The 15027-nt window shown below is 42.6% G+C and carries 13 protein-coding genes; 7 read left to right on the top strand and 6 right to left on the bottom strand.

Going from position 1 to position 15027, the window contains the following annotated elements; genetic code table 11:
• Positions 1–10 precede the first annotated feature (10 nt).
• Positions 11–1255, top strand: a complete 1245-nt coding sequence (locus NMG48_RS10855) for an AAA family ATPase (protein ID WP_271251586.1) — start codon at positions 11–13, stop codon at positions 1253–1255.
• A 132-nt stretch (positions 1256–1387) separates the two neighbouring features.
• On the opposite strand, the gene NMG48_RS10860 is transcribed toward NMG48_RS10855, so the two are convergent.
• Positions 1388–2392, bottom strand: coding sequence for a phosphoribulokinase (locus NMG48_RS10860; RefSeq protein ID WP_271251587.1), 1005 nt, complete (start codon positions 2390–2392; stop codon positions 1388–1390).
• 231 nt (positions 2393–2623) lie between these two features.
• Here NMG48_RS10860 and NMG48_RS10865 point away from each other — a divergent pair, with 231 nt between their 5' ends.
• Positions 2624–3976 (top strand): outer membrane protein assembly factor BamB family protein, encoded by a 1353-nt coding sequence (locus tag NMG48_RS10865; protein WP_271251588.1) that lies wholly within the window; start codon positions 2624–2626, stop codon positions 3974–3976.
• A 67-nt stretch (positions 3977–4043) separates the two neighbouring features.
• Positions 4044–5405 carry an outer membrane protein assembly factor BamB family protein gene (locus NMG48_RS10870; protein ID WP_271251589.1) on the top strand — a complete coding sequence of 454 codons (1362 nt, stop codon included), beginning with the start codon at positions 4044–4046 and terminating at the stop codon, positions 5403–5405.
• 40 nt (positions 5406–5445) lie between these two features.
• Here the strand turns inward: NMG48_RS10870 and NMG48_RS10875 are convergent, their stop codons facing one another.
• Complete coding sequence (locus tag NMG48_RS10875; RefSeq protein ID WP_271251590.1) at positions 5446–6000, bottom strand: hypothetical protein; 555 nt, start codon at positions 5998–6000, stop codon at positions 5446–5448.
• A 136-nt stretch (positions 6001–6136) separates the two neighbouring features.
• Positions 6137–6859: a creatininase family protein gene (locus NMG48_RS10880; protein ID WP_271251591.1), complete on the bottom strand. Its 723-nt coding sequence runs from the start codon at positions 6857–6859 to the stop codon at positions 6137–6139.
• 318 nt (positions 6860–7177) lie between these two features.
• On the opposite strand from NMG48_RS10880, the gene NMG48_RS10885 reads away from it, so the two are divergent.
• A complete protein-coding gene (locus NMG48_RS10885; RefSeq protein WP_271251592.1) occupies positions 7178–8122 on the top strand; it encodes a fatty acid desaturase family protein in 945 nt (314 codons plus the stop codon).
• A complete protein-coding gene (locus NMG48_RS10890; protein ID WP_271251593.1) occupies positions 8119–9123 on the top strand; it encodes an alpha/beta fold hydrolase in 1005 nt (334 codons plus the stop codon). Before NMG48_RS10885 ends, NMG48_RS10890 begins: the two co-directional genes overlap by 4 nt.
• A 4-nt stretch (positions 9124–9127) precedes the next feature.
• Here the strand turns inward: NMG48_RS10890 and NMG48_RS10895 are convergent, their stop codons facing one another.
• Positions 9128–9775, bottom strand: coding sequence for a Uma2 family endonuclease (locus NMG48_RS10895; RefSeq protein WP_271251594.1), 648 nt, complete (start codon positions 9773–9775; stop codon positions 9128–9130).
• Between the two features lie 144 nt (positions 9776–9919).
• On the opposite strand from NMG48_RS10895, the gene NMG48_RS10900 reads away from it, so the two are divergent.
• Both NMG48_RS10900 and glnT read left to right on the top strand, forming a co-directional pair.
• Positions 9920–10513 (top strand): DUF3782 domain-containing protein, encoded by a 594-nt coding sequence (locus tag NMG48_RS10900; protein ID WP_271251595.1) that lies wholly within the window; start codon positions 9920–9922, stop codon positions 10511–10513.
• A gap of 100 nt (positions 10514–10613) precedes the next feature.
• Positions 10614–11921: a type III glutamate--ammonia ligase gene (gene glnT / locus NMG48_RS10905; protein ID WP_271251596.1), complete on the top strand. Its 1308-nt coding sequence runs from the start codon at positions 10614–10616 to the stop codon at positions 11919–11921.
• 292 nt (positions 11922–12213) lie between these two features.
• On the opposite strand, the gene NMG48_RS10910 is transcribed toward glnT, so the two are convergent.
• Both NMG48_RS10910 and NMG48_RS10915 read right to left on the bottom strand, forming a co-directional pair.
• Positions 12214–13617, bottom strand: coding sequence for a diguanylate cyclase domain-containing protein (locus NMG48_RS10910; protein ID WP_271251597.1), 1404 nt, complete (start codon positions 13615–13617; stop codon positions 12214–12216).
• A 70-nt stretch (positions 13618–13687) separates the two neighbouring features.
• The gene (locus NMG48_RS10915) at positions 13688–14749 is read right to left on the bottom strand and encodes an IS4 family transposase (protein ID WP_271255266.1); all 1062 of its coding nucleotides are present in this window, start codon (positions 14747–14749) and stop codon (positions 13688–13690) included.
• Between the last annotated feature and the right edge of the window lie 278 nt (positions 14750–15027).

The following is a 15027-nucleotide window of genomic DNA, read 5'->3' on the forward strand; positions in this document are numbered from 1 at the left end:
TTTCTGCATCATGTCAAATCTCGAATCTCTGCCTGCTTGTAATCCTAGCTTTGCCCTCTTTTCCCAAGACGAGGTGTATTACGTGGATTTGGCGGAGGGACGGGGTGAAGATGTCGTGAAACGCTTGCGGCGAACGATTATCTTGTCGCCCAACAAACCTACCTTTCAGTTACTATCAGGACATGTTGGTAGTGGCAAAACTACAGAATTACTGCGCTTAAAAGCAGGATTAGAGCAGCAGGGCTTTGCCGTCATTTACTGTGCGGCGGATGAATATCTCCAAATTGATGATGTGGGGCTAACGGAAATTTGGCTATTTATATTGACTTTGATTTTGCAACAGTTGGAAAAAAAAGGGGATTCCCTATCGGTTGCCTATTTGCCCAATGCGATCGTTGAGATTGAACAATGGCTGAGAATGCCTGAACCCATTGGGATTTCTACCTATGCGCCACGCTTACAAAGAATTTTGCAAACCCTGCAAGATAATGATCAACATCGTCGTCAACTGCGACATCACTTAGAAGCAAGGCTAAAAAATTCACTTCTTGCCGCAGGAGAGGAGGTAACGGCGATAGAGATAGATCGCTTGAAGCAGCTTGGGAAAAAAGGACTGGTAATTTTGATTGATAATCTCGATCGCTTGACCCTTGAGCAGATTGAAATAATTTTTGGGGACGGTGGCAAATATTTACGGCAATTTCAATGTCATACCATTTACACCTTGCCGTTACTTGCAAATCCCCCCGAAGAGGATCAGTTACAACGCTTTCAGCAAAGACTGAAGGGTAATATGCCGATTGTTTTACCAAATTTAACGCTGTGCGATCGCCAAGGTGCGGTTAAACCTCAAAGTTTAAATCTGTTGCGCCAAGTTGTTTTAATAAGGATGTTCCCCCATCTTTCGCCTGAAAAAAGATTAGAGCAAGTGAACGAAATTTTTGAGAACATCGAAACCCTTGATCGCTTATGTATTGCTAGTTATGGTCATCTTCCCTACTTGTTCTCGCTGTTGTACGGCTGTTTACAATGGCAAGATCCACCCATACAAATGGAAACTCTCAATCATGTCTTACAAGTAGATCTCCAGATGCGTTTAGCAACTCTCCGCGATCGCGATCGACAAGCAATACAGAAATATCTCACTAGCCCCTATGTCCTTACCTCAGAAGCAATCAATTTATGTCGGCGACTTGTCCTATTTGAGCATCACGATGATCAAGGAAGTTGGTTTAGTAGCCCCTTTGTTAAGTAATAAAAAACAGACCCAAAAGCCTGTGGCGCACGCGCAGCGTGCGCCACAGGCTTTTGGGTTTTATATTCACCCACCTACTTAGCAAATTAGAGAGAACGCAAAGCGTCCTCTCTAATTTGCGAAATGCCGAATTTAGGCAGCAACGAGATGCTGTTCAGTTTGTTGGGTGAGACGTTCAAAGGTTGCTCGCATCTTCAAGCCGACGATGACCTGCAAGAGTCCAGTACCATTATTAGAACCGGGATAGTCAGGATGTTTGCGTAGAAGCTCTGTCAACTCACCGTAGTACTTGGTATCCAAGCTGCTGAGATGATTTTCGATATATACCACTTCCTCAAGGCGATCGAATTGTCCATCGATTTCCAAGACACTTGCGGGTTGACCGAGCCAACTATCGGGTCCCGAAAATAGCTTGATGCCGGGGTAGGAACAAGTCAGTTTTGTGCCGCAAGGAATCCAAGAAATGGTCGAGCCTTCATCAAATAAATAGGCTGGTTGCAAACCTTCCACATCGTTACGCTGGATCAGACGTACCCGCAACACTTTGCGATCGCTATCATTGGCAATCAGATTGGTAGGCAGTATCTGGATCACCACATCGGCATGAGCTTTTTGGGGATCGATATAGGCATCAAAATCTGGACGACGAGCTGCGATCGCCTGTGTCACATCGGCAAGGGTATGACCACGCTCCGCCATGTCCCGTTGAATTTTCCAAGCAACTTTGACTTCATCGCTGAGATCTAGATAGATACTGAAATCGATTAAATCGCGAACACGCTTGTCATAGAGCGGATGCAAACCTTCGATTACCACGACTTTGTTTGGTGCAATCAACTCAGGTGGATCGATTAGTCCTGTCTCATGGTTGTAAATGGGTTTCCATACCGATTTCCCCTCTTTGAGCGCTTTCACCTGTTCATACATCAAGTCAAAATTGTTAGCTCGCGGATCAAGGGCAGTAATCCCTGTTTCCTTGCGTTGTTTGCGATCGAGGCTGTGATAGTCATCTAGACAGATCACAGTCATAAATTCTTCGCCAAACAGATCCTTGAGTCTTCCTAAAAATGTGGATTTTCCACAACCAGAATCACCTGCAACTCCGATCACAACAACACGGCTGGGATTATTGCTCATAACTATGAACCGCTCCTATATGTAAATTATTTAAAGGGGTTTGCTATAAAAAATATAAAAATGTATTTATTAATACTTCTGTTGCAACATCAAATCTACCAAACATAGATGTCTGCAAAGGTTTAATTTTGATTTAACTTTAATAATTACTATTGTTTGTGAATTTAAGGTAAAAACAAAAGGTGTATTCTCACGTTTAGCTTCTTAAATATAAATCTCGCGATCGCCGTTATGAAAGTCATTCCATCAAAACTGAAATTGCCCTATTCTCAAAAACTGATCAATTTTGGGAAATACTTTCTGATTTCCTTGGTACTCCTGCTAGGTTTACATCTTGCAGCCAATGCCAATAACTCTGAAGTCATCATTCAGCCTGAATGGACTGCTAATAATTTACAAGCAAGTGCGAAACCCATTGCTACTGATAAGCAATTATTTATCATCAATCAACTGAAGTTCAATGAGCTGAAGATTGGTGAGGGGATTCCCTCAGAACTGGTTGCCCTTGATATTACTTCAGGAAAAATTCTATGGAAGCAAAAACTCCCCCCATCTCAGGCAATTGCTCGTCACCAGTTAATTCTAGACAATGGAACTATTTATGCTAGTCATGCTAATGGCATTGTAGGCTTTGATCTTGAGACTGGTTCTCCGAAAATATCGCTCAAGTATCCAGAAGATGATCGCGACGGTATCCGCGATCGCACGCTGGGAATATCACAAGATATCGCCGTATATGGTGATTCTATCCCAATTGATCGGAATAATTCTGGGCGCACCAGCTATCAAACAAAAATATTTGCTATCAATAAAGAGAAGCCGCTTTGGTCATATCAGCTTCCTAAGACTAACGGATTAATTGGCATTTCGGCAATTCAGCCAGTGATGCAGAATGGAACTTTATTTTTGCCTTCCTTTCATGACACGTCCAAAGGTCGTCTTGAACAATTTACAGTGATGGATGTGCGATCAGGGAAAGTTTTATGGGCTTGGGAAACTTCATCGCGAGATCCTAATGCCTTATGGGATGCCGATGTTTTGGGAGATACAATCTATACTTCGGTCTTCGGTTTTTCTAAGACGCAGCCATTAGGTCGTATCCGTGCGATCGATCTGCAAACTGGTAAAGAGAAATGGTCATACACCATCACTGGTAAAGTTAAAGCCGTTAGTGATCGCGAAGTATTGGTCTGGCAATCAAAAGGTAACTCTGGTGGTAATTTTGTGGTGTTAGACAAGGAAACGGGCAGATTCTTACGCAGATTTACAGTGACCCGTACCTATGAGAAAGAACCTCAACATTTAACTTGGGCAGATGGACGGGTTTATATAGATGATATGGAAATCAAAAATGTGACCTTGGGCTTTTATGGTTCTGCTGATAACAATAGTTGGATCAGTGCCTTTGACGATAAAACTGGCAAATTAGTCTGGCGAACTCCTACTTTGATGAATAGCCATATTTATTATCCACCCGTAGTGAGTGCTGTAGCCGATAACCCTGAGAAAAAGCGTTTGATTTTTGCTAGCAATTTCCTGAGAACAGAAGGCAGTAGTAAAGTTCAATCTTTTCTTATTCCCTAAAACAACAAAGACATTGACTTCTAAACTTTACTCTTGAAATTGCTTGAAAAATATAGCGATCGCCCTTATGAACTTAATACTCACAAAATCCAAACTAACTGATTTGCGAAAGTTAATCAACTTTGGGAAATACTTTCTAATTTCCTTATTACTGCTGCTAGGCTTGCATCTTGCCGCCCATGCAAATAATCCTGAAGTAATCATTCAGCCTGAATGGACGGCTGATTTAAAAGCGAGCACCCAACTGATTACGAATGGTGAGCAGGTATTTGTGATTGAGGATGTGAAGGATAGTGTAGAGCCAAAAGATCGTTCAGCAACTTTATTTGCAATTAATACTGCGTCAGGAAAAGTGCAATGGCAGCAGAAATTGCCATTTCGTCAGGATCTTGGTAGTCGCCAGTTAATTTTAGAGAATGAAACTATTTATGTCAGTCATGACGATGGCGTTACGGGATTTAATCTTAAAACTGGTTCTCTTAAAACGTCTTTTAATTATGCAAATATCAATAGTAGTGGTAGTCGCGATCGCTTGATGGGGCTACATCAGGATATCTTAGTATATGGTGATTCTATACCACTCGATAAAAGTGACCTTAGTCGCACAGAATATCAAACAAAAGTATTTGGCATCACTAAAGATAAAACTATTTGGTCATATCAACTTCCTAAAAATGGATTGATTGGTGGTATTTCATCAATCGAGCCAGTGGTACAGAATGGAATTCTTTTTTTACCTTCTCGTCACAAAACAAACACAGGCTTGATGGAACAATTTACAGGGATGGATGTTACATCAGGTAAAGTGATGTGGACTTGGGAAGCTCCGAGAAAATCTGATAGCTCAGACTTACGATCAGCCGATGTTTTAGGAGATACACTTTTCTACTATACCTCGGGTTTCGATCATAGCAAGATGCAATCTTCAGGAAGACTCCGTGCAATCGATCTCAAAACTGGCAAAGAAAAATGGTCGTATGTCATGACTGACGAAACTAATGGTCAAACTAAAGCTGTTAGCGATCGCGAAGTTTTGGTCTGGGAGTCAAAAAATAACGTTGGTGGTAATTTTTTGGTGTTAGACAAAGAAACTGGCAAATTCTTACGCAGATTTTCAGCACCACTTGGCTATTATGCGGCGTTTCAACCTTTAATTTGGGCAGATGGTCGGATTTATATAGAGGCGCTAGAACCCAAAGATGAGACGCTAGACTTTTCTGATTCTGCTAGAAATAGCTGGTTAGGAGCCTTTGACGATAAAACTGGCAAATTAGTATGGCGAACTCCCTCTTTGATAAATAGCAGTAATGACTATCCACCTGTTATTAGTGCTGTAGCCGATAAATCTGAAAAGAAACGTTTGATTTTTGCTAGCAATTTCTTTGGTATAGAAGGCGGTAGTAAAATTCAATCTTTTCTTATTCCCTAAACTAACAAAGGCATCGCTTCGCGATGCCTTTGTTATATTCTTAAACCTTACTGCGGAGAATATCTCGATTGAGCGCATTCTGGAAATCTTCTAAATGTGACTGATGCTGCGGTAGCCAAACATCTCCTGTAGCGATGTGCATTGGCGGCAAAACATCATAAATAGGCTCTTGCAAAAAGTAAGTGTCCTTTAGCTGTACTAACCATGCTTCCTGTCCTTGGTCTTGTACCCTTGATTGGATATCGATAAGACTTGTGGGGGCAATGTCCAGATGGCGATCGAGTTCAAAATCTACTGCCAAGTTATCGCGATCGCAGGGAAATATCGAATCGATTGTCGCTAGTCCTTGAATTGCACAAGCAGGGAAAGTATCAGTATCGAAGCCAAACTCATCCATCAGTTGCCGACAGGTATGGGCTGAGTCGGGATGGTCAGGAAATCCAAGGGAATGAATCAAGACTCTACTTTCCATAGAAGTTTTGAGAAATTCAGGCGGATTGAAAATAACTAAGGTAGTGTACACCCTTGCTAAATAACAAACTGCCTCTTCAGGGCATAGAGAAATGGCTACGGTTATCGTTGCTCGATCAAGCATGATGCAGAGATGCAAGTACTTTTGATGTTTAAGCTGACAGCATACAACGATTGTTGAGTTTGTGCTTTGCTGCAAATGACTTAATCTTGCACCAAAATCGTTAATTTAGGGCGAAGACTGGCTATTTTGCTTAGCATTAAACTTCAGCAAGAAAATCGTTGTACTGACTGACTAGTTCCTTGACGGAAAGTTCAAAAAGTTGTTGCCCATGTTCCACAGTAGCGAGGGCAGGATTTGAACCCATCCGTCCATCGGGATAACGTTTGCGAAATTCTTCGGGGCTATAGATGCGACTATCTTTATTGACTGATGCACTCAGTGGGGCTGTTTTAATCGCGTCGGGATAGAGATACATTGTCACTGCAATTTCACTAGGTGTAGCGTGGTAGCCTTCCTGATTGCCATAAAGCTCTTTGACGAGTTTATAAATTTCACCACTTGCCCACCAGTTGCCAAGGCGACAGCGCACATCAGGCAGTTCGTTATAAATCTCAGTGAAAGCAGTTTTAAGAATGGCGATATTGCCACCATGCCCATTGAGAAAGAAGAAGCGTTTGAATCCATGCTTGGCAAGCGATCGCACCACATCATGAATGACTAAGGTCAGCGTCGAAGGCTTAAGGCTAATCGTCCCTGCAAAACCTGTGTGATGCTCCGCCATGCCTAAAGTCAGGGTCGAAGTCACCAGAGCATCGGCTTTTTCACCAACGGCACGGGCGATCGCTTCGGCACAAATAAAATCCGTGCCAATTAATCCCGTGGGACCATGCTGCTCCGTGGAACCGATGGGAATAATTACCGCCTGCGATCGCTGCAAGTAGGCTTCAACTTCTTGCCATGTGGATAAATGTAGGAGCATAGAATTTACTTAGAAAACTGGTAGAAAACTGGGCAAGGCTTACTTTACGCTAACAGAGATTTAAAGCGATCGGGTTTGTATTAACTTTGACTTCTTGAGAAATGCTTTAGCAACATACTTATGAGTATCTGATGTTACGTGGAACCCTCATCCCCCAACCCCTTCTCCCGCAGGAGAAGAGGAGCAAAACCATAATTTTCTTGTTCCCCTCTCCTGCGGGAGAGGGGCTAGGGGTGAGGGCTGTAGAAACTTCTGCGTAGCACCAGTGAATACATAAAGCCAAGCGCCAAACCATCAGCAAATATTAAGTTTTTAGTCATGTTTTCAAGCGATCTTAAACCCACACAAATTCTCTCTCCTCAAGAATTAAGCGTTTTAAATGCCAAGTCAAATTTAAAAGGAACCTTGCAATTATTAGGACATTTAGCGGTGATGGCGATTAGCGGCTATCTCTGGGGTGCAAATATGGGAAATCTTAGCGATCGCTGGTACATTGCTTTACCTGCGTTAATTCTTTACGGATTTAGCTTTGCGATTATGTTTGCGCCATTGCATGAGGCTTCCCACCGTACCGTGTTTACAAATAATCAAGCCAATGATGTTCTTTGTTGGTTTGCAGGACTTCTCTCTTTTTATAACAGTACCTTCTATCGGCTCTATCACAAGTGGCATCATCGCTATACCCAAATCTTGGATAAAGATCCTGAATTAAGTGATCGCAAACCGACCAATCTCAAAGAATACATCATCGAAATTAGCGGGATTACTTGGTGGATTGGTAAGTTTAAGAGACATTTCCTAACAGCGATCGGAAACTTAGAGAACTGTCCATTTATCCCTGAAAGCTCCCACGCCGAAGTGATTCGCTCTAACCGTTTACAGCTATTGGTTTATGCGGTGGCGATCGCTATTTCTGTATATTTCCAACAGCCTTGGTTTATCACCTATTGGCTGCTACCCCTCGCAGTCGGTCAGCCAATTTTGCGATTTTTGCTACTAGCGGAGCATACCGATCGCCCCAATACCGACAATATGCTTGCTAATACCCGCACCACCCTTACCCTTGCACCCTTACGCTTCATAATTTGGAATATCTCCTACCATGCCGAGCATCATCTCTATGCTTCCATTCCCTTCCATCAATTAGGCGCAGCCCATGCAAAACTAAGTTCTCATTTTGAATGTGTCGAAAATGGCTACATCAACGTCCATCGCCAAATCATCGCTAATTTTGACGCGAAGCCTGAGAATTCAGTAGCATGAATACTTTTACGATTAAGAACTTTCAGCTTCAGTGTGGTGCAACTTTGCCACAAGCGCAACTGGTTTACCAGACCTACGGCGAACTAAATGGCGATCTCTCGAATGTGATTCTCTATCCCACCTCCTACGGAGCGCAACATCCTGATATTGAATGGTTAGTGAAACCTGATGGCATTCTCGATCCGACAAAATGGTTCGTAATTATCATCAATATGTTTGGGAATGGGCTATCGAGTTCGCCGAGCAATTGTGCAGAATGTGGATTAGCTGAACAGGGTTTCTGGTTTACACATCTAGATAATGTCACGGCTCAAGAGCTATTACTACGTGAAGTCTTTGGGATTGAACGCTTAGCCCTAGTTTACGGCTGGTCGATGGGCGCTCAGCAAGCCTATCATTGGGGTGCATTGTGTAGCGATCGCGTGGAACGTATCGCCGCAATTTGCGGCACTGCGAAAACCACCGATCACAATCGCATTTTCTTAGAGAGTTTGCGCTACTCTCTCACTGGTGATCCAACTTGGAATGGAACTAGTTTTGATGGTATTCCCGATCGCGGATTTCGCACCTTTGCCAGAATTTACGCTAGTTGGGCAGCATCCCAAGCCTTTTATCGTGAAGGTTTGTATTATCAATTCGGTTATGAATCTCTCGAAGATTATCTCTTGCGTGGTTGGGAAGCGGGCTATCGTAAGCGCGATCCGCGAAATTTGATGGCGATGCTTGATACTTGGCTCAGGTGCGATGTCAGCAATAATCCTGTTTATCAAAATGATTATGAACTTGCCATGCGATCGATTCAAGCGAAAACTCTAGTCATGCCCAGCACTACGGATTTGTATTTTACCCCCGAAGATTGCGATCGCGAGGCGGCTCTAATCAGCCATAGTTCATACCTTCCCATCCCTTCAATTTGGGGACATCGTGCTGGCAATCCCTATCAAAATCCTGAAGATGAAAAGTTTATTCGTCAAGCAGTTGGGGAATTGCTAAGTCGCTAAGAATCTATTTGGATAAGTTCTCTTGCATCCATAACCGAAAAGCCTTCATCGCTTTACTGCGTCCTTGGCTAAGACTCATCTCTAAAAACTGTAGTATGACATCGCGGATCGGAATATCTCCAAAAATAGGGCTTAATTCCGATTCGACATATTCACCATCTCGCAAAATATAAATTTTCAAGCTCTGATCGTATAGCCAGAGTTCAGGTACGCCAAGGATGCGGTAAACATCAAACTTAGTTTTGGAAGTTACATCCACCTCGATCGCTAGATCGGGTGGCGGATCGATGGTCATGTCTAGTTTGCGAATACCACGCATAGCAACATTGTTTTGAATGTAGAAACAGTCATCTGGTTCTAGTCCTGCAAGTTTGTCAACACGCTTGAAGGTCGTGGAGCCAAACCCTTCAAAATCGATTTCCATTTCGTCCATCAGGACTTGTACAAAATCTCTAATCAAAACTTTAATTCTTTCGCTTTCAGGTAGTGGCAAAGCAATTTCTAATACACCGTTTAAATAAGCAATTCTGGATCTGCGCTTGTTACCGAGTTCTTGGAGAATAGATTCAAATTGTTGCCAACCGATTTCATTGAGGACTGTGCTTTGTCGCGCTAAGGTTTCAATCTGTGAGATTCGTAATAGGTTGGTCATCTGCATATCTCCTAGCTTTACTCATCCAGCGATCGCTATTTACAGTTTACGCTATTAGAAAAGATGAGTGGCAGCACTGCTCATCTTTTGAGTTTTGGAAGAGTTTATAATCATTATTAACATCTAATGTGATCGCTAAAAACTATGTCTCAACGCCCTGTAACTATAAATGATATTTTCGAGTTATTTCGTGAAAGTGAGCGCCAACGTAAAGAACAGCAACAAGCTTTACAAGAATCTTTACAAGAATACAGACAAACTTCTGCTCAAGAAATGGCTGAACTCAAAAAAATTGTCGCGCAGACAAATAAGCAAGTCGGTGGGATTACGAGTCGCTGGGGTGAGTTTGTCGAAAATTTAGTTAGACCTGCGGCAGTGCGGATGTTTCGCGAGAAGGGGATTGAAGTGCATTTTACAGCCTTGCGAGTGGAAGCTCAGGATGAAAATGGTTCTATCGAAATTGATGTTCTCGCCGAAAATACGAATGAAGTGGTAGCGATTGAGGTCAAGTCTCATTTAGAAGTTCGTGATGTGAAGCGATTTTTAATCACTTTAGATCGTTTTAAACAGGCTCTGCCTAAGTATCAAAGTTATAAACTCTATGGCGCGATCGCTGGTATTAAGGTGGATGAGAGAGCCGATGAATATGCTACACAGGAAGGTCTATTTCTGATTAAACCTTCAGGAGATACGGTAGCGATCGTCAACGATCAGAGTTTTGTGGCAAAGACTTGGTAAATAAAGGTTTGGTAAATATTGACAAGATTGATACGAGACTGCATTTTAATTTGCGCGATAATCCCGTTTGCTGAGAGATAAACATTGTGATTACGGGATTATGACTAAGGCTCTATCGGAAATTGCTCAAGAAAAAGGGATTCGCTACTTTCTCATTTCCTTCACTGACCTCTTTGGCGTGCAACGGGCTAAATTAGTGCCAACCGCAGCGATCGACTCGATGGAAGCCAATGGCGCAGGATTTGCAGGATTCGCCACATGGCTCGACATGACACCCGCCGATCCTGACCTCTTCGCTATTCCCGATCGCCATAGTCTTTTTCCTTTACCTTGGCAACCCGAAATTGGCTGGATGCCCGCCGACCTCTACATGAATGGTGAACCCGTCAAACAAGCCCCACGTTATGTTCTCAAGCAAGCCCTGAGACAAGCTGAATCCCTCGGCTATCGCGTCAAAACTGGTGTGGAATGCGAATATTTTCTGCTCTCTGCGGATGGTACGGATATTTCTGATTTAAGCGATCGCGCTAGCAAGCCCTGCTACGACCAACAAGCCCTGATGCGCCGCTTCGATATCATTGCGGAAATCTGCGATGCGATGTTAGCGATGGGATGGGGAGCCTATCAGAACGATCATGAAGATGCAAATGGTCAATTCGAGATGAACTGGACTTATGCCGATGCTCTGGTCACAGCCGATCGCCATGCCTTTTTTAAATATATGGTCAAAGCGATCGCCGAAAAGCACGGCTTCCGCGCCACCTTTATGCCCAAACCATTCCCTCACCTAACAGGCAACGGCTGTCATACCCATCTCTCCATTTGGGATTTAGAAGGAAATACAAATCTCTTTGATGACGCAAAAGGAGAACTCGGTCTATCGAGCTTAGCCTATCAATTTATCGGTGGCGTATTGCATTCCGCAGAAGCAGTTTGTGCTTTGACTAACCCCACCGTCAATTCCTACAAGCGGATTAATGCGCCCGTTACTAATTCTGGCGCAACATGGTCGCCCAATACGATCAGCTACACAGGTAACAATCGCACCCACATGATCCGCATTCCCGAAGCAGGTCGCTTTGAGTTCCGCCTCGCCGATGGAGCCGCTAATCCCTATCTCCTCCCTGCGGCAATTATCGCCAGTGGTCTCGATGGTATCAAACACCAACGCGAAGCAGGTCAACGCTATGACAATAATTCCTACACCGATCCACTTCCCTTTGGCACAGTGAAACAGTTGCCAGCAAATCTTTTAGATGCGCTGCGATGTTTGCAAGCAAATACGATTTTGCCCGATGCGTTAGGCTCAGAATTCGTGCAATCCTATATCAAGTTAAAGCAACGCGAATGGAATGATTACAGCACTCGCATTAGTTCTTGGGAATTAGAACATACTTTAGATTGTTAAAACCCAAAAAGCTGTAGCGCACGCATCGCGTGCGCTACAGCTTTTTGGGTTTTAATATGCTCATCTACTTATTTCTAATGTTCCTTGAAGGTGAGTTAGATGGAGGAAAGCAGGACATAACTTTCTTGCTGCTAGCACAGCAGGACAACAACGGGATTACCCTTATCTCAAAATTTAAAGGTTACTGTAGAGGCTGCTCCCTATTGCTAGCCTCAAACATAGGCCATGGCAATAAATCCTTCCACGTAACATCAGATCCTAATTCGGGAAAAGGAGTATATGGATAAATTTGCTACGATATAAGTCTGAAGTTGTAAGTATTTCGTCCTTGTTGCTTGGATTGATAAAGAAGCTCATCTGCAATTTGTAATGACATTTCTGGTGAATTACTTGAATTAGGAATTACCGTAACGGTTCCCATGCTCATAGTGACGAAGCTCATTATTTCAGAAGAAGCATGGGGGATTTGCAGACTTTGAACTTGTGTAAGAATATTTTTAGATACCCTTTCAGCCCCGTCACTATCGGTATTGGGTAGAACCACAGCAAACTCTTCGCCGCCATAACGAGCTACTAAATCTGAAGTTTGTCTAGTTGCGGCTCTAATAGCCTTCGCAATTTTGATTAAGCATTCATCTCCAGCCACATGACCATATGTATCGTTGTAGCGCTTAAAATAATCCACATCGCACAAAATTAGAGATAAGGGTTTGACGAGATATGAGAGACGTTGCCATTCATGGGCAAGAAATTCATTAAATCGGCGACGGTTATCAATTTGCGTAAGTTCATCTATCGTTGACAACTTTTCCAGTTCGCCATTTACAATTTTTAATCTCTGATTGAGTTGATGTAATTCCTTCGTCTGTTGCTCGATGATCTCCTGCATTTGCACCATAACATGATACATTTCGGTCGGATCAAGTATTTTTAGCATTTGAGTTTGAGTCACAATTCCAGCTAATTCACCAGTTGATTGCTGAATGACTAATCTACGGACATTTAAAGCCTGCATTCGTTGATGAACGCTCCAAAGGGAGTCTTCTGGACACATGGTCGACAAAGGTGTACTCATCACTTCTTGAGCAGAAACTTGAGTAAAATCTAAGTTCATGTGATGAAACTTGACAACATCTCTCTCAGTGAGAATACCTATGGGGTATAAGGTTTGAGGATCGACAATGACAATACAACTGACTCGATGGATTGCCATTTGTTGAGCAATAATAAGGATAGAGTCGGAGGGCAATCCATGGATTACCTGTTTGCTCATTACTTCCATTACGCGAACATAACGCAGTAAATATTCTGGCTTGAGGATATTGCGGACGCTGTGCGGAGTAACAACTCCCACAACCTGATTTTGCTCATCTATAACAGGAAGATGCCGAATTCTATTTTTGCTAAAGAGTCGTGATAGCGAAAAGATATCGCTGGCTTCAGAAATTTTCAATGTGACAACATCTTTGGTCATTAACTCAGATAACGCCAGAGTGTCAACGAAAGTAGAATTTGTAGTGATTCGGACAACATCTCGTTCAGTAAAAATACCCAATAGCTTTTGTTCCTCAATGACGATTGCACAGCTTGCTTGCGCTTCTGCCATCATCTTGATCGCTGTCTTAACCGATGTAGAGGGTGGTAAGGAAAGAAAGTTAGTTTGAATCGGGATATCAGGGGTTTTTTGTAATATCATTATTTTAAATTCACCATGCTGCTTTTTATATTAATCCACGAAAGTGTAGTAACATTTTTATGAGTAAAACCTAAGTACAGGACAAAAATTTAATTGAGTTAAAGAAGGCAACAGAATTGAGATGAAGGTCAAAGATGATATGACGAAGGAAATCAAAGCCAAGCCGAAAAATACTCTTAGGCAAGCGACCATGCTTTTTAGGTTTGAGAGAATTGAGTAAGAATTGCCATAACCCCGAAGAAAAACACCAACACAAAGCCAGAGTAAGCAAGGCAATGAGCTTAGAAAGCCTTTCTGAGTCCTGAAGATGAGAGGATTCTAAACAAAAGCCACGGGATTTAAAACAACCAAACAAAGTCTCAATAGCCCAACGCTTAGCATAGTCAGTAATAGCAGTATAAGGAGCATGATCAGTTGCCAAGAGCAACAAATCACCATCCTCTAGACGCATGGCTGCAATATAAAGCCAATGTCCCCAAATTTGCCTACGTTTGCCCAACACCCTAAATTCACCAATCTGGAGGTCTTGAAAACAAACTTCAGCACGCAGTTGCTTCTGCCCATCGTCAAGCAAGGTGTTTTTACGAATGCGGATTCTAAATGGGGTGCGTGGCTCACACAGCAAATAGTCAAACCACTCTTCCCCCACAAACTCTCGGTCTGCGGTCAAAAAGGCGATTTTGCGACTGCCAAATATTTCTAAAAATCGATTCCACAATTCACATCGTTCACGGGTTTTAGAGTTGCCTTTTTTATCCAGCATTATCCATACTAACGGGAAAGCAATTCCATGATGCACTACTCCTAGAGTCAGCACATTGAAAACTGTCTTGCCAAACTGCCAATCGGTGCGGTCGATTGAGATTACCCATGGTTCGGGTATCTGCATTACTTTGACGACGGTTACGGCAATGCTTTCATAGTCTACTTCAAAGTCTCGGAAGAATCTTTGTAGTCTTTTGTAATGTGATGCAACTTTGGCTTTGCCGCTAAATCCTGTCGCGATTTCGGCTAGGTTTACTGTCCTTACTCGTATTAGTGCGATCAGGAATGTGCACACAAATGCGAGTCTTGCTGCATTCCATTGCAGATGCTGCTGCAACATTTCTCGGAATAGGTTAATCTCTTTGATAGGGGTTTTATGGTTGATGTGGTTATCTTTTATAAAACCCCTTTCTCCTTACTTTGGCAACTTTTTGTCCTGTACTTAGGAGTAAAAAACAAACTCAGTAATGGTTTTAAAAATACAAAATAGCGTAGAAATTTTGTGTTTTGGTATTATTCCAAATGAATAGCATATTTTTCTAAATTATATAGGACTTACGCAATACTAAAGAATTTACGTTTTTTGAGTGGATGTAGCGTGGGCTTTGCCCGTAAGTAGGTAGACAAAGAAAAGTTAAGATACAA

The sequence above is a fragment of the Pseudanabaena sp. Chao 1811 genome, assembly GCF_027942295.1.
Lineage (GTDB): Bacteria > Cyanobacteriota > Cyanobacteriia > Pseudanabaenales > Pseudanabaenaceae > Pseudanabaena.

What these genes read in the sequence shown, in the direction of transcription:
- NMG48_RS10870 (WP_271251589.1), top strand. Translation starts at nt 4,044, where the DNA reads ATGAACTTAATACTCACAAAATCCAAACTAACTGATTTGCGAAAGTTA.
- glnT (WP_271251596.1), top strand. Translation starts at nt 10,614, where the DNA reads ATGACTAAGGCTCTATCGGAAATTGCTCAAGAAAAAGGGATTCGCTAC.
- NMG48_RS10890 (WP_271251593.1), top strand. Translation starts at nt 8,119, where the DNA reads ATGAATACTTTTACGATTAAGAACTTTCAGCTTCAGTGTGGTGCAACT.
- NMG48_RS10860 (WP_271251587.1), bottom strand. Translation starts at nt 2,392, where the DNA reads ATGAGCAATAATCCCAGCCGTGTTGTTGTGATCGGAGTTGCAGGTGAT.
- NMG48_RS10900 (WP_271251595.1), top strand. Translation starts at nt 9,920, where the DNA reads ATGTCTCAACGCCCTGTAACTATAAATGATATTTTCGAGTTATTTCGT.
- NMG48_RS10865 (WP_271251588.1), top strand. Translation starts at nt 2,624, where the DNA reads ATGAAAGTCATTCCATCAAAACTGAAATTGCCCTATTCTCAAAAACTG.
- NMG48_RS10855 (WP_271251586.1), top strand. Translation starts at nt 11, where the DNA reads ATGTCAAATCTCGAATCTCTGCCTGCTTGTAATCCTAGCTTTGCCCTC.
- NMG48_RS10910 (WP_271251597.1), bottom strand. Translation starts at nt 13,617, where the DNA reads ATGATATTACAAAAAACCCCTGATATCCCGATTCAAACTAACTTTCTT.
- NMG48_RS10880 (WP_271251591.1), bottom strand. Translation starts at nt 6,859, where the DNA reads ATGCTCCTACATTTATCCACATGGCAAGAAGTTGAAGCCTACTTGCAG.
- NMG48_RS10885 (WP_271251592.1), top strand. Translation starts at nt 7,178, where the DNA reads ATGTTTTCAAGCGATCTTAAACCCACACAAATTCTCTCTCCTCAAGAA.
- NMG48_RS10895 (WP_271251594.1), bottom strand. Translation starts at nt 9,775, where the DNA reads ATGACCAACCTATTACGAATCTCACAGATTGAAACCTTAGCGCGACAA.
- NMG48_RS10875 (WP_271251590.1), bottom strand. Translation starts at nt 6,000, where the DNA reads ATGCTTGATCGAGCAACGATAACCGTAGCCATTTCTCTATGCCCTGAA.